At 55.1% G+C, this 15,750-nt stretch carries 15 protein-coding genes, 2 pseudogenes and 1 other annotated feature; of the genes and pseudogenes, 7 read left to right on the plus strand and 10 right to left on the minus strand.

The genetic code is table 11. The features are described 5' to 3' along the window. Positions 1–12: 12 nt before the first annotated feature. The 4 genes from QVO51_RS10675 to QVO51_RS10690 are packed head-to-tail and all read right to left on the minus strand — an operon-like array spanning position 13 to position 3,219. Positions 13–177 (minus strand): hypothetical protein, encoded by a 165-nt coding sequence (locus QVO51_RS10675; protein ID WP_022358387.1) that lies wholly within the window; start codon positions 175–177, stop codon positions 13–15. Between the two features lie 3 nt (positions 178–180). Beyond that, a complete protein-coding gene (locus QVO51_RS10680) occupies positions 181–1,533 on the minus strand; it encodes an ABC transporter permease (protein WP_022358388.1) in 1,353 nt (450 codons plus the stop codon). Continuing rightward, a complete protein-coding gene (locus tag QVO51_RS10685; RefSeq protein WP_022358389.1) occupies positions 1,517–2,464 on the minus strand; it encodes an ABC transporter ATP-binding protein in 948 nt (315 codons plus the stop codon). Before QVO51_RS10685 ends, QVO51_RS10680 begins: the two co-directional genes overlap by 17 nt. Continuing rightward, entirely contained in the window at positions 2,464–3,219 is a 756-nt protein-coding gene (locus QVO51_RS10690; RefSeq protein WP_015557770.1) for a hypothetical protein, read from the minus strand. Before QVO51_RS10690 ends, QVO51_RS10685 begins: the two co-directional genes overlap by 1 nt. Positions 3,220–3,502: 283 nt before the next feature. On the opposite strand from QVO51_RS10690, the gene QVO51_RS10695 reads away from it, so the two are divergent. The 6 genes from QVO51_RS10695 to rplL all read left to right on the plus strand — a co-directional run bounded on the left by QVO51_RS10695 (position 3,503) and on the right by rplL (position 8,789). Continuing rightward, entirely contained in the window at positions 3,503–4,174 is a 672-nt protein-coding gene (locus tag QVO51_RS10695) for a hypothetical protein (protein ID WP_022358390.1), read from the plus strand. A 296-nt stretch (positions 4,175–4,470) separates the two neighbouring features. Beyond that, entirely contained in the window at positions 4,471–4,764 is a 294-nt protein-coding gene (locus QVO51_RS10700) for a (2Fe-2S) ferredoxin domain-containing protein (protein WP_276695022.1), read from the plus strand. A 31-nt stretch (positions 4,765–4,795) separates the two neighbouring features. Beyond that, entirely contained in the window at positions 4,796–6,466 is a 1,671-nt protein-coding gene (locus tag QVO51_RS10705; RefSeq protein WP_022358391.1) for a [Fe-Fe] hydrogenase large subunit C-terminal domain-containing protein, read from the plus strand. Further along, positions 6,459–7,631: a SpoIIE family protein phosphatase gene (locus QVO51_RS10710; RefSeq protein ID WP_015557766.1), complete on the plus strand. Its 1,173-nt coding sequence runs from the start codon at positions 6,459–6,461 to the stop codon at positions 7,629–7,631. The genes QVO51_RS10705 and QVO51_RS10710 overlap by 8 nt, the downstream gene beginning before the upstream one ends. 68 nt (positions 7,632–7,699) lie before the next feature. Further along, positions 7,700–7,823: a sequence feature (ribosomal protein L10 leader region), on the plus strand. 37 nt (positions 7,824–7,860) lie between these two features. Next, on the plus strand, positions 7,861–8,370 hold the full coding sequence (rplJ, locus tag QVO51_RS10715; protein WP_015557765.1) for a 50S ribosomal protein L10: 510 nt from the start codon (positions 7,861–7,863) through the stop codon (positions 8,368–8,370). Positions 8,371–8,417: 47 nt separating this feature from the next. Next, the gene (rplL, locus tag QVO51_RS10720) at positions 8,418–8,789 is read left to right on the plus strand and encodes a 50S ribosomal protein L7/L12 (protein WP_015557764.1); all 372 of its coding nucleotides are present in this window, start codon (positions 8,418–8,420) and stop codon (positions 8,787–8,789) included. Between the two features lie 126 nt (positions 8,790–8,915). Here the strand turns inward: rplL and QVO51_RS10725 are convergent, their stop codons facing one another. From QVO51_RS10725 to pstC, 6 genes and pseudogenes are all read right to left on the minus strand, one after another. Beyond that, a complete protein-coding gene (locus tag QVO51_RS10725; protein WP_022358392.1) occupies positions 8,916–10,580 on the minus strand; it encodes an ATP-binding protein in 1,665 nt (554 codons plus the stop codon). Then, positions 10,577–11,278 carry a response regulator transcription factor gene (locus tag QVO51_RS10730; protein WP_022358393.1) on the minus strand — a complete coding sequence of 234 codons (702 nt, stop codon included), beginning with the start codon at positions 11,276–11,278 and terminating at the stop codon, positions 10,577–10,579. The genes QVO51_RS10725 and QVO51_RS10730 overlap by 4 nt, the downstream gene beginning before the upstream one ends. A 5-nt stretch (positions 11,279–11,283) precedes the next feature. Further along, positions 11,284–11,982 (minus strand): phosphate signaling complex protein PhoU, encoded by a 699-nt coding sequence (gene phoU / locus QVO51_RS10735; protein ID WP_022358394.1) that lies wholly within the window; start codon positions 11,980–11,982, stop codon positions 11,284–11,286. Between the two features lie 12 nt (positions 11,983–11,994). Next, positions 11,995–12,744, minus strand: a complete 750-nt coding sequence (gene pstB / locus QVO51_RS10740; protein WP_022358395.1) for a phosphate ABC transporter ATP-binding protein PstB — start codon at positions 12,742–12,744, stop codon at positions 11,995–11,997. Further along, positions 12,737–13,622: pseudogene (pstA, locus tag QVO51_RS10745) on the minus strand (phosphate ABC transporter permease PstA). Before pstA ends, pstB begins: the two are co-directional and overlap by 8 nt. Before the next feature lies 1 nt (position 13,623). Beyond that, a complete protein-coding gene (gene pstC / locus QVO51_RS10750) occupies positions 13,624–14,472 on the minus strand; it encodes a phosphate ABC transporter permease subunit PstC (RefSeq protein ID WP_022358397.1) in 849 nt (282 codons plus the stop codon). Between the two features lie 229 nt (positions 14,473–14,701). On the opposite strand from pstC, the pseudogene QVO51_RS10755 reads away from it, so the two are divergent. Continuing rightward, a pseudogene (locus tag QVO51_RS10755) lies at positions 14,702–15,750 on the plus strand (indolepyruvate ferredoxin oxidoreductase subunit alpha); the annotation flags it as partial.

A 15,750-nucleotide genomic window follows, 5' to 3' on the forward strand; every position in this document is an offset into this window, starting at 1 on the left:
GGGCTGAATGAATCAGTGGGAGTGTTCCCCCTTCTGAGGATCCTGCTCCGTGCCGTTTTCCTGCCGGCTGTCCTCCTCATGCCGGCTGCGGTCGGTAAACATGCCGCAGCAGACAATGGTAAGGACACCGCCGATCAGGAATGCCGCCACCAGGATCAACAGCAGACTGGCTGTCATGGATCACACCTCCCGGCGCACGAAACCATCCCATGCGGTCAGCAGGAAGATGAACAGATGCACACCCAGAACACACAGGGCAAAGCCCACTGTCTGTCCCATAAAGGCGGAATTTCCCTGGGAAATAGCGATCAGATCCGTGTTGGAGAAGATCAGGAACCGTGCCCAGTCCAGACGGAAGGCACTGAGAATGGTGACGATCAGACTGCCGCCCAGCATGGCTCCCATACCGATGCCCACGGACAGCGCCGTATTCCGCACCAGGGAGGAGATCGCAAAGGCAAGGCTGGACATCACCAGAATGTTCACACTGCTGAGCATATAATTGCGCAGGATGTATACAAATCCGGGCATGCTCTTCACAGTACCGGAGGAAACGTAAAAATACTGTGCCCCCAGGTTATCCGTGCCAAACAGGAGCATGGATCCAAGGCCGGAAAGCAGGTAGGTCAGCAGCAGCATGCAATAGCCGAAGGTAATGGCGGTCACATACTTTGCCGCAAGGATCTTCCAGCGCTTTGCCGGATTGATCAGCAGGAACTTGATGGTGCCCTGGGAAAATTCAGAGGAAACGATGGCACCGCAGACCATGATCATCAATATGCCGACAAAGGTCAGCACCCGGTAGGAATCGCTGAACACAGTCCAGAAATTCAAGGTCCCGGAGTAGAACCAGCCAGTATTTTCGGACACATCAAAAGTAATGTTGTGATCCAGCCGATAGGTATACAGCTGCACATTATCCTTCAGCTTCTGGTATTTGTTTGCATCCACGCTGACGCCGCTTTCCTTCTGCTGCTCCATGGACGCAAGCTCTGCCTTGGCTGTGGACAGCTGTGCCGCCAGCCGGTATGTGGCATCCTCCCGATCCGGCTTCAGATTGTGGTCGATGCAGTACTGGTACAGCCAGCTGTCCTCCTCTGTTTCCCCCGGAGCGGCATCCAGCATGTACTGAAAGTATGCCTTCCAGTCCTCGTTGATGATAGCTGTTTTCAGAGATTCCGCAACGGCTGCATCCTGCACCTCGTGAAAAACAGCGGTGACAGCCGTCCTGCGCCAGTCGTACTGGAAGATCTCATGATCCAGGCAGAACTGGTATTCGGCAACGTCAGCCTCCCAGCCTTCATACTTGGTCTCCTTGGCATAGGTCAGATTGCTGTTGAGCTGTTCCTTGCAATCCTGTTCGGACATCTCGTAACGGTTATTCTTCACTTGATATTCTGCAATCTTGGAAACGCCGAAATAGCCTACACACACCACCAGGATCAGAATCAGCATGATCCAGGTGCTTACCTTCTTTAATATCTTGATATACTCGTTTTGTACAAGTCGGATAAACTTACCCAATTTGCGCACCCCCGTTCTCCTGTGTCATGGCGATAAATACATCCTCCAGCCGCTTGGTCTGCTCCGGCACACAGGTCATGACCCGAATCTGCCGGGATACCAGGGTCTCGATCACATCGCCGATGATCTCGTCCGCTCTGTCTGTTTCGATCCGCAGCACCAGGGAATCCTCCGCAGCCTGCTTTGCCTGCTCCGGCAATTGAGTCAGAGCCTGTACCGCAGCGGCAGGATCACTGACCTTTAAGGTGTACCGGATGGTGGTATCCTGTGCCGCAGAGATCATATCCTCCGTGGTTTGGACATCCAGGATCCTGCCCCCAACGATGATGCCAACCCGGTCGCACATCATTTCCATTTCCGACATCAGGTGACTGGAAACCAATACTGCAATGTTCTCCTTGTGGGCAAGGTTTTTCAGAATGTCACGCAGCTCCTTGATGCCTGCCGGATCCAATCCGTTGGTGGGTTCGTCCAGAATCAGGAGCTTGGGTCGGTGGAGCAGCGCCTGCGCCACCCCAAGCCGCTGCCGCATGCCCAGAGAGTACTTGCCGACCTTGTCGTTGATCCGGTTGGACAGCCCCACCAGCTCCACTACCTCGTCAATGCGCTTTTCGTCCACGCCGGTGCGCATCCGGGCATACTGCCGCAGATTCTCCCTGCCGGTCATGTACTTGTAAAGCTCCGGGTTTTCTACGATGCCTCCCACGCACGCCATGGCATCCTCAAAGTGCTTGGTGATGCTGTGACCGTGGATCTGTACATCGCCCTCATCCAGCCGCAGCAGTCCCACAACAATCTTGATGGTGGTGGTCTTTCCGGCACCGTTTGGACCAAGGAAGCCGAACACCTCCCCGGCGTAAACCTCCATGCAAATATCATGCAGGATCTGCCGCTTGCCGAAATATTTATTCAGGTGGTCAATTTTCAGTGCAACCTCCATTACGCTTCTCCTCCTTCCCCGGAAACGATGACGGTGCTGCCATTCTCCCAGCCAAGGCTGTCCAGATAGATGATCTTCCAGTCCCCATCCACCAACTGGTAGGTGAATTCATAACTTACAGTAACAGTGGTGGACATCAGATCGGAAGAACGCTTCTGTTCCTTGCCCTGAGGTATGGCTACGTCTTCCTGGTACATGTACATATTCCCGCCTGCAATATCCTGCATGGCATTGGGATACGCAGGAGAAAACCAACAGGGATCTCCTACATACTGCACCACACAGTCAAAGGACATGATCACCTGGGCAGTGTTGACCCCGCACTTGGTCACGGAGCAGTCCGCATTGTTCACGGCGGCAGTCATTTTGGTGATATATCCGTACACCTCTCCGGAATCCTTCAGATAGCTGTTGTAGCCGGCTTCCACCTCGCTGCGGTTCATGCCGTAATAGTAAAAGCTCTGGCTCTGGGCGGATTCAACGTCCTTCCAGTTTTCGTTCAGCAGCTTGGTCAGATCATCCTGGATGCTCTTGACGTAATCCGGCTGCTTTGCAAGCTCCTCCAGGCTCCGGTACTTCTCCGGGGTCACGTTCAGCTCACACAGCTTCTGCATGTAGTCCGCCGCCATATCCTTAAGCAGGGGCTTTGTCTTTTTGAACTGCAGGGTATCACTGATTACATAGATCACGAAGCCCACAAGCAGCACCCCTGCCAGAACCAGGCCACGGTTGATGCGTTTGTACACGTTTTTCATGTTCCCTCTCCTCCAAATGTATTAGGTGTATTAGCTTCATTAATACTCTTGTTGTATTATACACCCTAGTACACTTGTTGTCAACTGTTTTCGCAAAAAAAATGACCCCATTTGCACTTTTGGCAAAATACACGGCAGACTGCATTAAATGCGGCAGAAAACTGTGCGATTTGTATGAGTGATTCCGCAAATTCGGTTGACTTTTCCGCCGGGCTGTGCTATACTGAGGTGTAGTATATAATGTATGAGATGCATCATGATGACATACAGGAGGGATCATACAATGAAACAGATTTTCTTTTGCCCGGATCAGTGGCGCATGGACGCAACAGTCCCCACCGGCGTTGCAGCCATTACAGAGGTAACGGGCTTTGACGGCAAAACCACGGAAGCATGGCAGCTGGGCAATTGGCAGTACGACTGGAGCACCATTCGCACGGATATCGTCCTGGAACCCGGCGAGGAATACACGTTTGTGTTCTGGCTCAACGGGGGCGAAAACGACCAGTGTGATGAGGTATGCAATCTGGAGGTCTTCGGTGAAGGTCAGTGGGAGGAACGGCAGACCTTTAGGCTGAACCGTGGCTTCATCAAGCCTTTGAAGTATAAAAACGGCTGGTATCTGATGGCGGTGCCCTTTACGGCACCTGCTGCGGACAAAGTGACTCTCCGGTTCAATGCCATGCGGGCTGTGACCACCATCGCCCCGGCAGAGGAACCGGCACAGTATGAAGAACTGATCAGTGATCCGGAAAATTACGACCAGGCGCAGCGTTCCAATGTAGTGTTTGAAAACGGCTGGCCGGAACCCGGCGAACAGCCTGTTCTGCACTTTGAAGTGAACAATTCTGATGTATCCATCACAAAGGCTCAGCTGAAAAAAGCAGCGCTGGTGGCAGGCGGTGCAGTGGCAGGGGCATTGATCCTGCGCAGGATCTTCCGGAAGAAGCCCTGATCACATCTCGGATGAATCCCCGGGCGCTCCGGCGTTGCGGGGATTTTTGCTTTTATCATATAAATTCTCATATGATAAACATGCGTAATTTGCAGTACGCATGGGCAGGATAGGGTGTTAAAATGTTCACATGCATAGTATTTTTTCACGATCTATGCGACAAAAAGGCGAATCCAGGCTCATTTCAGCAAAATTCAGTATATCATTCGTCATATTGCACCGAATTTTCTCGATGTTTTATGAAATACGCCTGGTTTTTTGTGCATTATGTACAAAACCGCCCCAAACTATGCGACATGTTATGCTCGACGGCTGCGTGGGCATCGTCTGAATCAGAAAGGAGAAATCGTATGAAAATCAAGGTTTGTATCGGAAGTTCCTGTCATCTGAAGGGCTCCCGCCAGGTGGTGGAGCAGCTGCAGGCGCTGATTGCGCAAAAAAAGCTGGAGGATCAGATCGAGCTGGCGGGCACCTTCTGCATGAACAACTGTCAGAACGGGGTCTGTGTGTCCTGCGATGACCAGATCTATTCCCTGACCCCGGATACGGTGGATCAGTTTTTCAACAATGAGGTACTGACCAAGCTATAAGACACATCACAGTCTGTAAGGAGGGACAACCATGTCCGAATTTCTGAAGCTACGCAAAACAAACTGTAAAAATTGCTATAAATGTATCCGGCACTGTCCGGTCAAGTCCATCCGCTTTTCCGGCAACCAGGCGCACATCGTGGGCAACGAATGCATCCTGTGCGGTCAGTGCTTTGTAGTCTGTCCCCAGAACGCCAAGGAGATCGCCGATGCTACGGAGGCGGTAAAGGTGCTGCTGGAGGGCGAGGAGCCGGTAGTAGCAAGCATCGCCCCCTCCTTCATCGCCAATTACGGGGTAGGCATCGAAGCCATGGAACAGGCGCTGCGGCAGCTGGGCTTTGCCGCTGCGGAGGAAACAGCCATCGGTGCCACCTATGTGAACCGGATGTACGAGGACATTCTCCGGAACCGGAAGCCGGATGTGCTGATCTCCTCCTGCTGCCACTCGGTGAATCTGCTGATCCAGAAGTACTTTCCCCAGGCACTGCCCTATCTGGCGGATGTGATCTCCCCCATGCAGGCGCACAGCGTGGATATCCGCCGCCGGATGCCCAATGCCCATGTGGTATTCATCGGCCCCTGCCTGTCCAAGAAGGATGAGGCGGATCACTACACTGGCTATGTGGACGAGGTTATGACCTTCGAGGAGCTGACCCGGATGCTGGAGGAAGCAAACATCCAGCTGGAGCAGAATGTTGACCACAATTCCCAGAGCCGAACCCGGCTGTTCCCCACCTCCGGAGGCATTCTCAAGACCATGGAGAAGATACCGGGCTATCAGTATATTTCCGTGGACGGCATTGAAAACTGTATTGCCGCTTTGCACGACCTGGAGCAGGGCGGACTGAACAACTGCTTTATTGAAATGTCCGCCTGCGCCGGCAGCTGCATCGGCGGACCGGTCATGGAAAAATACCACCGGACCCCCATCCGGGACTATGCGGCAGTGGACGCTTACGCCGGCAGTGAGGACTTCCCCATTGAAACCCTGCCCCAGGAACGGATCCACAAAGAGATGGAAGCCATCAACCGGAAGCTGCCTCAGCCCACGGAAACCGAGATCTTCACCATTCTCCGGCAGATGGGCAAGAACAAGCCCTCTGACGAGCTGAACTGCGGCTCCTGCGGCTATAATACCTGCCGGGAAAAGGCAATTGCCATTTACCAGGGCAAGGCGGATCTGACCATGTGCCTGCCCTATCTGAAGGATCGGGCGGAGAATTTCTCCGACCATATCATCAACAACACCTCCAACGGCATTCTGGTGCTGAATGAATCCCTGGAGGTACAGCAGATCAACCAAACTGCCTGTGAGATTCTGAACGTGCGGCATCCCAGCGATGTACTGGGAGAACAGGTGATCCGGATCCGGGATCCGAAGGATTTCCTGGACGTAAAGAACGGCGGCGCCACCATCCGGGATCGGCGCACCTATCTGGCGGAATACAATAAGTATGTGGACGAGACGATTCTGTATGACGCTTCCTATCGGGTGCTGATGTGCATGATGCGGGATGTAACAGAGGAGGAGCGGCAGCGCCGCACCAAGGAATCCATCCGGCAGCAGACCATTGAAACCGCCGACAAGGTGGTAGACAAGCAGATGCGCATCGTACAGGAGATCGCCTCCCTGCTGGGTGAAACCGCAGCGGAGACCAAGATCGCACTGACCAAGCTCAAGGGGGCGATCTCGGATGAATAATTTCTGTGCGGATATCGGCTACCGGAGTGTGAACAAATTCGGGGAGCAGCTTTGCGGCGACCATGTGGATGTGATCTCTCCGGACGATCACTCCACGGTTATCGTACTGGCGGACGGCCTGGGCAGCGGCGTGAAGGCAAGCATCCTCTCCACCCTGACTGCCAAGATCATTTCCACCATGATGGCGGAGAATATGAAGATCGAGGACTGTGTGGCAACCATCGCAGCTACCCTGCCGGTGTGTGCTGTCCGGGGGGTAGCATACTCCACCTTTACCATCATCCGTCTGGTGGAAAATGAGGAAGCGGAGATCATCCAGTACGACAACCCGATGGTGATCCTGTTTCGGGATGGCAAATACCAGGATATCCCCTCCACCCAGATGCAGATCGACGGCAAAACCATTTACCGTTCCCGGATCAAGCTCCAGGAGCAGGATATTTTCATCGCCATGAGCGATGGTGCCATTCACGCCGGGGTGGGCATGACCTTGAATTTCGGCTGGCAGCGGGAGGACATTATCTCCTATATGGAGACCTTTGCAGAGGTGGGCTTTACCGCCAAGACTCTGACCACCATTCTGCTGGATGAATGCGTCCGGCTCTACGGAGGCAAGCCCGGGGACGATACCACCGTCTGCACCATCCGGATCCGGAAACGGCAGCCGGTGAATCTCATCATCGGCCCCCCTGCCAACCGGGAGGACTGCAACAAAATGATGTCCCTGTTCTTCTCCAAGGAGGGCAAGCACATTGTCTGCGGCGGCACCACTTCCAACATTGCGGCAAAGTTCCTGCGCAAGAAGCTGATCCCGGCGCTGGATTTCCCGGATCCGGAGATCCCCCCCATTGCAAAAATCGAAGGCGTGGATCTGGTGACGGAGGGTATTATCACCATCAACCGGGTGCTGTCCTATGCGAAAAATTATCTGGAGGACAACGAGTCCTACGCCAAGTGGAGCTGTCAGAAGGATGGAGCGTCCCTGATCGCCCGGATGCTCTTTGAGGAGGCCACGGACATTAACTTTTTCGTGGGTCGGGCGGTGAATCCGGCGCATCAGAACCCGAATCTGCCCATCCAGTTCCACATTAAGATGCAGATGGTCAACGAGCTGGCGGAATGCCTGAAGAAAATGGGCAAGCAGATCAAGGTCAGCTACTTCTGAAAAATTGCAAAAAATGCTTGACAAGCACATTTTCCTGTGCTATAATAATTATTGTTCTGTGGCAGATATGCCCGGATAATCGTATTCTAAAGACAGCTGGTGGCTTTGCCGTAAATCCAGCCGAGGAGTGCACGTCAAGATAAATTGACTGTCCCTTCTCGTGTACACGGGAAGGGATTTTTGTGTTCTTCTGATACGATTTACATCACTATCGGAGGTGAAACAAAACATGGCAAGTGAAAAGGTTTTGGAAGCAAAGAAGGCGAAGGTCGTAAAGCTGACCGAGCAGCTCCAGAGTGCAGTTTCCTGCGTATTCGTGGACTATAAGGGTATCACAGTAGAGCAGGACACCAAGCTCAGAAAGGAACTGCGTGAGGCTGGAGTTCACTACTCCGTAGAAAAGAACACCATGCTCCGCTTTGCACTCCACAACATCGGCATGAACGACTTCGACGGTATCCTCGAAGGCACCACTGCCGTTGCAATTTCCAACGACGATCAGACTGCTCCCGCACGGATTCTGGGCAAGTTCGCCGAGACTCAGGATGACAAGTTCAACCTGAAGGCAGGCTTCGTTGAGGGCGTTGCTTACGACCAGGCTGGGGTAATGGCTCTGTCCAAGATCCCGTCCAAGGATGTACTGCTTGCACAGCTGGTTGGCTCCCTGCAGGGTCCGATCCAGAAGCTCGCTGCTACTGTTAAGGCTGTTGCTGACAGCAAGTCCGATGACGCTGCTTAATAGCAGGTCAAACACTACAATATCATAAATAAAAGGAGATTATTATCATGGCTTCTGAAAAGATTTTGAAATTCGTTGAAGACATCAAGGGCATGACCGTTATGGAACTGTCCGAGCTGGTTGACGCTATTCAGGAAGAATTCGGCGTAACTGCTGCAATCGCTGCTGCTCCGGCTGCAGGTGCAGGCGCAGCTGCTGCTGAGGAAAAGACAGAATTCGACGTAGTTCTGGCATCCTTTGGCGACAGCAAGATGGGCGTTATCAAGGCTGTTAAGGAGATCCTGGGCCTTGGTCTGAAGGAAGCAAAGGAAGTTGTTGAGAGCGCTCCCAAGACCCTGAAGGAAGGCGCTTCCAAGGCTGACGCTGAGGAGATCAAGACCAAGCTGGAGGCTGCTGGTGCAACCGTAGAGTTGAAGTAAGATTTCCCTTACCAATGCTGCAAAGCAGCGCTTATGCAAATGCGTAAGCGCTGCTTTTTGTTTGCACACACAAACGCCGCACAGAGAATCTGTGCGCGCCGCACAGAGAATCTGTGCGGCGTTTTTTCATGCTTGCAGAGTTTCGGGGAAAATCACCGTAAAGGTGGAACCCTCTCCGGGCTTGGAGGATACCTGTACCTGGGCATTGTGGTATGCAGCACCGTGCTTGACGATGGACAGGCCCAGACCGGTTCCCCCGATGGCACGGGAGTGACTCTTGTCCACCCGGTAGAACCGCTCGAAGATCCGACTCTGATCCTCCTGGGGAATGCCGATGCCCGTATCCTGCACCATCAGGATGCCCTCCTTGCCGGCAGTCAGCACGGACACAGTAACAGTGCCCTGCTCCTTGTTGTACTTGACCGCATTGTCGCACAGGTTGTAGATTATTTCCTCCAGCATGCTGTACACGCCGTTGACGGTCACATGGGTACCTGCCAGGGAGAAAGCAACCTGCTTTTTCTCCGCCGTTACCCGCAGCCGGGCAATAACCTCCTCCGCCAGGTCGTACAGATCCACCGGCTCCTTTGGCTCGGCAATCCCGTTCTCGTCCATCCGGGACAGCCGCAGGGTATCGTTCACCAGGGCAATCATCCGGGCGGATTCCCGGTAAATATCTCCGGCAAATTTCTTCACGTCCTTCGGCTCAATCACATCTTGCACCAGCATACCGGCAATGGCGTGGATGGCGGTCAGAGGCGTCTTCATCTCGTGGGATACGTTGGAGGTAAATTCCCGGCGAAGCTGCTCCCGATGCTCCTGCTCGGTCACATCCAGCAGCAGCACCATAATGCCGGTCACCGCATCCTGCTCCTGTACGGGGCTTGCCAGCATCCGATAGCTGCGCTGCCCCAGGGACAGAAGCTGCTCCGCCGGCTGTCCGGCAAGTGCCTGCTCCACCGCCATGCGGAAGGGCTCACTGCGATTGAATTCGTAAATATTCCGGGTGTCGGAGGGTTCCGGAACCCCGAAGATCTCCAGAGCTGCCGCATTCCAGCTGAGCACCTCGCAGTGGCTGTCCGCCACCAGCAATCCTTCCCGCATGTGGGCGGTCAGCTGGCGGAATTCCTCCTGCTGCTTTTTCAGTGTCCGCATCTGCCGGGCGATCTCCTGGTTCTGGGTGTGGATCTTGTACAGCAACGGGGCAATCTCCTCATAGTCTGCATCCGTATCCGGATGCTCCGGATCAATGGCGTTGATGGGCTTGACGATCCGCTTGACCACGGCGGAAGACAGCGCCGCCGACAGGATCATCACGCACAGCAGCACAATCACCACCGGTGTGGCAAGTCCCATCAATACCGTCAGCACCGTGTACTGAGTCTGGGATACCCGAAGCACGCTGCCGTCCTCCAGCCGCTGTGCATAGTAAATGGTCTTTTCCGCCAGGGTGGAGGAATACCGGGTGGCTTCCCCGACACCGTCTGACTTAGCTTCGATGAACTCCTCCCGGTCACTGTGGTTTTCCATCCGGGACTGATCCGCCTGGTTGTCGTACAGCACCGTGCCGGCGGCAGTGATCCAGGTAACACGCTCCGACGCCTGGAAGCCCTCAAAATACTCCACGCCTGCCGCTTCCACGCCCCGGGCAATGCTGGTTGCCTGCTGATGCAGCTCCTCGTTGGCACGCTTGTCAAAATACCCGTACAGCACGTCCATGATCAGCACGGTGCATGCCAGCAGGGAAAGCACCGACACCAGCAGCATGCCCTTGAAAATGCTTCGTTTCATACGCTGCTCCTTATCTTATAGCCTACGCCCCGGATGGTTTCGATCAGGTTTCCGTACTCCACCAGCTTCACCCGCAGGGTTCGGATATGTACGTCCAGAGTCCGGTTCTCCCGTTCGGAGCCATACCCCCACACCCGGCCGAAAATCTGTTCCCGGGTGCAGACCTGATCCTGGTGGGCAAGCAGATAGCAGAGGATCTCGTACTCCTTCATGGTCAGGCGCACCTCCTCCCCATCCGCCGTCACCGTATGGTACACCGGACTGACAGTAAGCCCGCCGATCCGGTATTCCCGGGGCTGCTCCTCCCCGGATGCCTCCTGGGCAGTCAGAGACAGCCGCCGCTCCCACGCCTTCACCCGGGACAGCAGCTCCATGATCTCAAAGGGCTTGGGAATGTAATCGTCCGCTCCCCCGTCCAGACCGCAGATCTTGTCGTAGCCCGTACCCTTGGCGGACAGGATGATTACCGGGGTCAGCTTGGTCTCCCGGCGAAGCCGCAGGTTTTTCAGCACGGTCAGTCCATCCTCCTCCGGCAGCATCACATCCAGCAGGATCAGATCCGGCACACGGCTGCGCACCGCTGCGTAAAATGCGGAGGGGCGTTCAAAGCCCTGGGCTTCCAGATCCGTCTGCTGCCGCAGGGCGTACAGCACCAGATCCCGGATCACCTGGTCATCCTCCAGCATGTAGATCAGCACAGTCCTCACTCCTTCCCGGAATGGGCGCCGGTCTGTGCAAAAATCACCCAATCCGCAATATTCACCGCATGGTCAGCGATCCGCTCCAGATATTTGGAGATCATCAGAATATCCAGGCACACGCTGCTGTCCCCGTCCTGCCGCAAGGCCTTTGCAAGCTCCTCCTTCATACGGCTGAAATATTCATCCACCGTATCGTCCGCTGCAATCACATGCTTTGCCAGGGCAAAGTCCATGCGCACAAAGGCATCCACACTGTCGGTGACCATTGCCACCGCCGCATCCGCCAACTGCTGCATGGGCAGCCGGTGCATCAGCTCCGTGTCCTGTACATACCGGGAAATATCCGCAATGTCGTATGCCTGATCCCCGATCCGCTGCAGATCGTAGATCATTTTCATGGCTGCGGAGATCACCCGCAGATCCTTCGCCACCGGCTGCTGATGCAGCAGCAGCTTCATACACTGGTTTTCCACCTGCCGCTCCATCTGGTCGATCTCCTCTTTCAGAAACCCCGCCTTTTCATAGGTGTTCTTTATGTTCTGAAGCTGTTGAAATGCCTCCTCGCTGTCGTCCAGGGTATACACCTGATCGCTGCTGAGCATATTCTGCATGGTCACTGTAATCGCTGTTTCACACAGGGAGCTCATCCGGATCATATCCAGCTTCAGCTGCCGCAGCTGCTCGTCAAACCGATTTCTCATACCTGCTCCTCCTTATCCGAACCGTCCGGTAATGTAATCCTCCGTGCGCTTGTCCTTGGGCATGGAGAAGATCTGATCCGTCACACCAAATTCCACCACCTCACCCAGAAGGAAAAAGGCGGTCTTGTCCGAGATACGGGTAGCCTGCTGCATATTATGGGTCACCATAACAATAGTATAATCCTTTTTCAACTCCGTTGCAAGGTCTTCGATTTTCAAAGTTGAGATGGGATCCAATGCACTGGTAGGCTCATCCATCAGCAATACCTCCGGCTTCACTGCCAGCGCTCTGGCGATGCAGAGCCGCTGCTGCTGACCACCGGACAGGCCAAACGCTGACTTCCGCAGCCGGTCCTTCACCTCGTCCCAGATGGCGGCGCTCCGCAGGGACTGCTCCACCAGCTCGTCCAGCTGCACCCGAGAACGGATGCCGTGGGTACGAGGGCCGAACGCCACATTGTCGTAAATACTCATGGGGAAGGGATTGGGCTTCTGGAACACCATGCCCACCCGCTTACGCAGCAGGTTCACATCCATATCCCCGTAAATATCCTCTCCATCCAGCAGTACCTGCCCATCGATCCTGCATCCCTCCACCAGATCATTCATCCGGTTCAGAGATTTCAGCAGAGTGGACTTGCCGCAGCCGGAGGGGCCGATAAAGGCGGTGATCTCACGGGGTGCAATCTCCAGCTGTACATTTTTCAGTGCATGAAAGCTGCCATAATGCAGATTCATGTCATGAATCGAAAACTTATTCATCCTTATTTGCGCCTCCTGCAAATTTTTTCGCCACTGCCCCTGACAGGCAGTTGATGCCGATGACTACCACCAGCAGCACCACTGCCGTGGCGTATGCCTGGTTGGTGTAAAGCCCTTCGTTCAGCAGTGCGTACATGTGCACCGACAAGGTTCGGGTGGACGAGAACAGATCCTTCGGCACTGCCGCATAGGTGCCGGCGGTAAAGATCAGAGCAGCGGTTTCTCCCACGATACGCCCCACTGCCAGGATCACGCCAGAAAGGATCCCCGGCACGGCACTGGGCAGTACAATGGTGAAAATCGTCCGCAGCTTCCCGGCACCCAGGCCAAAGCTGCCCTCCCGGTAGGTGCCGGGTANNNTCCCGGTAGGTGCCGGGTACAGCCAGCAGCGCCTCCTCCGTGGTACGCATGATTAAGGGCAGCACCATGATCGCCATGGTACAGACACCGGACAGCAGGGAGTAATCCCAACCGCAGGCAATGACAAAGAACAGAAAGCCGAACAAGCCATACACGATGGAGGGAATGCCCTGGAGGGTCTCCGTGGTGATCCGCACCACCTTCACCAGCTTGCTGCCGGTTTTGGCGTACTCGGTCATGTACACCGCCGCACCCACCCCAATGGGCACCGCCAGCAACAGAGTCAGCCCGGTCATCAGCAGGGTGTTGATGATGGAGGGCAGCATGGACACATTCTCGCTGGTGTACTTCCAGGCAAACAGCTCCGGGGTCAGGTTGGGAATGCCCTTGACCAGAATGTAAGCGATCAAAAACAGCAGCAGCCCGATGGTAAATACCGCTGCACCGTACAGCAGCAGCCGTACCGCCAGGGAACCCTTATGCCCCCGGTACTGGCGCAGCGCCTTGGACAGCTTCATATTACCCCTCCTTCCGCTTGAGCAGCGAGAACATCAGATTGATGATAAGAATAAACACGAACAGCACCACCGCAGTGGCAATGAGGGCTTCCCGGTGCAGATCCGCCGCATAGCCCATTTCCAGCACGATGTTGGCGGTCAGCGTCCGGACACCGGAAAGCAGACCGTCCGGCATCACTGCTGCGTTGCCGGCTACCATAACCACCGCCATAGTTTCCCCGATGGCACGGCCTGTACCCAGGATCACTCCGGCGGTAATGCCGGAGCGGGCACCGGGCATCACAGCGCAGAACACGCTGCGTTCCTTGGTGGCGCCCAGCGCAAGGGCGCCTTCATAGTAGCTTTCCGGCACAGCCCGGATGCTTGCCTCGGTCACGCTGATGATGGTGGGCAGGATCATAATGCCCAGCAGCACGGATGCGGTCAGGATCCCCTTGCCGCTGCCCCCGAACAGGGACTGCACCAGAGGTACGATGACCACCAGTCCGAAAAAGCCGTATACGATGGACGGGATCCCTGCCAGCAGATCCACTGCCGGCTTCAGCAGCCGATGCAGCCTTGGGGGACAGAACCGAGCCAGGAATACGGCGCAGAGAATGCCGATGGGTACCCCCACCAGCACTGCCCCGGCGGTAACATAAATGCTGCCGATGATCATGGGGAAGATGCCGAACTGCTTCTCAAGGGGCTTCCACCGCTCCCCCAGCAGGAACTTGTCAGCGCCGATCTCGCCGATGGCGGGAATGCCGTTGGAAAACAAGAACCAGCAGATCAGCACCACCGCCAGGATGGAAATGCAGGCACACAGGGCGAACAGCAACCGCATGCCGGTTTCCTTGATTTTTTGCATAAGCCATGCCTCCATATCTGTTTTCTATGGTTCTATTGTAGCATCCGGCGTGTAAAATCCACAATCCGCACCAGTTTAGAACTATGTTAAATCCGGAAATGGAATGTTAAATCCGTCTGAAATCCCCGTTTTTTCTGTCGGGTATTGAAAAAAAAGTGCACTTGTAGTATAATCATAATTATGACAAAATCCACAGGAAAGAGTGATCCGATTGTCAAAGACATTTTTAATGGGCAATGCCGCCATCGCCATGGGCGCATTGCACGCCGGCGTAAACCTGGTGGCAGGATACCCCGGCACACCCTCTACGGAGATCCTGGAGACGGTTGCCAAGTGCAATGACGGCTCCGTATATGTAGAGTGGTCCGTCAACGAAAAGGCTGCACTGGAGGTGGCTGCCGGCGCATCCTACGCCGGGGCACGCACCCTGGTCACCATGAAGCAGGTAGGGCTGAACGTGGCGTCCGACCCGCTGATGAGCCTTGCCTATGTAGGCGTCAAGGGGGGCATGGTCATCGTTTCCGCAGACGATCCGGGGCCCATCTCCTCCCAGACCGAGCAGGATACCCGGCACTTCGCCCAGTTCGCAAAGCTGCCGGTGTTTGATCCCTCCACCCCGGAGGAAGCCTATGAAATGATCCAGGACGCCTTTGCATACTCTGAAAAATACGGCACGCCGGTGTTGTTCCGACCTACCACCCGGGTCTGTCACAGTTGTGCAGACATTCAGCTCCATGAGACCCCCACAGTACACAAACCGGAGGGCTTTGTGAAGGACACCATGCGGTGGGTGATCTTCCCACGCACCTCCTATCTGAATCATATCAAGCTGGAGGAGCGCACCCCGGTGCTGAGCAAGGACTTCTCCGCTTATCGGTTCAACCAGCTCACCGGCAGCGGGAAACTGGGCATTGTCACCTCCGGCATCAGCTACACCTATTTACAGGAGGCGCTGGAGGATTACACCGGACAGGTCAAGGTGCTGAAAATCGCCACCGCCAACCCCTTCCCGGAGGAACTGGCACTGCAGTTCCTGGAGGGACTGGAACAGGTGCTTGCCATTGAAGAACTGGATCCGGTGCTGGAACGGGCGCTGACCTATCTGTGCGGCAAGCATCACCTGCCGGTACAGATCCACGGCAAGCTGGACGGCATGGTGCAACCTGCCGGGGAAAACAGTGTGGAATCCGTACATAAAGTACTGGAGGGCTATCTGGGACTGGATGCCATTCCGGCTGTACAGCTGCCGGAACCGCCCCAAATGCCGGTGCGTCCGCC

It is taken from the genome of Ruminococcus sp. CAG:379 (genome assembly GCF_000434255.1).
Taxonomy (GTDB): domain Bacteria; phylum Bacillota; class Clostridia; order Oscillospirales; family Ruminococcaceae; genus Ruminococcus_F; species Ruminococcus_F champanellensis.

Bases quoted from the DNA above. Each gene is read 5' to 3' on its own strand.
- pstB (WP_022358395.1), bottom strand. From the start codon at position 12,744: ATGAATAAGTTTTCGATTCATGACATGAATCTGCATTATGGCAGCTTT.
- QVO51_RS10725 (WP_022358392.1), bottom strand. From the start codon at position 10,580: ATGAAACGAAGCATTTTCAAGGGCATGCTGCTGGTGTCGGTGCTTTCC.
- QVO51_RS10695 (WP_022358390.1), top strand. From the start codon at position 3,503: ATGAAACAGATTTTCTTTTGCCCGGATCAGTGGCGCATGGACGCAACA.
- QVO51_RS10700 (WP_276695022.1), top strand. From the start codon at position 4,471: ATGTTATGCTCGACGGCTGCGTGGGCATCGTCTGAATCAGAAAGGAGA.
- pstC (WP_022358397.1), bottom strand. From the start codon at position 14,472: ATGCAAAAAATCAAGGAAACCGGCATGCGGTTGCTGTTCGCCCTGTGT.
- QVO51_RS10705 (WP_022358391.1), top strand. From the start codon at position 4,796: ATGTCCGAATTTCTGAAGCTACGCAAAACAAACTGTAAAAATTGCTAT.
- rplJ (WP_015557765.1), top strand. From the start codon at position 7,861: ATGGCAAGTGAAAAGGTTTTGGAAGCAAAGAAGGCGAAGGTCGTAAAG.
- QVO51_RS10690 (WP_015557770.1), bottom strand. From the start codon at position 3,219: ATGAAAAACGTGTACAAACGCATCAACCGTGGCCTGGTTCTGGCAGGG.
- QVO51_RS10710 (WP_015557766.1), top strand. From the start codon at position 6,459: ATGAATAATTTCTGTGCGGATATCGGCTACCGGAGTGTGAACAAATTC.
- rplL (WP_015557764.1), top strand. From the start codon at position 8,418: ATGGCTTCTGAAAAGATTTTGAAATTCGTTGAAGACATCAAGGGCATG.
- QVO51_RS10675 (WP_022358387.1), bottom strand. From the start codon at position 177: ATGACAGCCAGTCTGCTGTTGATCCTGGTGGCGGCATTCCTGATCGGC.
- QVO51_RS10685 (WP_022358389.1), bottom strand. From the start codon at position 2,464: ATGGAGGTTGCACTGAAAATTGACCACCTGAATAAATATTTCGGCAAG.
- phoU (WP_022358394.1), bottom strand. From the start codon at position 11,982: ATGAGAAATCGGTTTGACGAGCAGCTGCGGCAGCTGAAGCTGGATATG.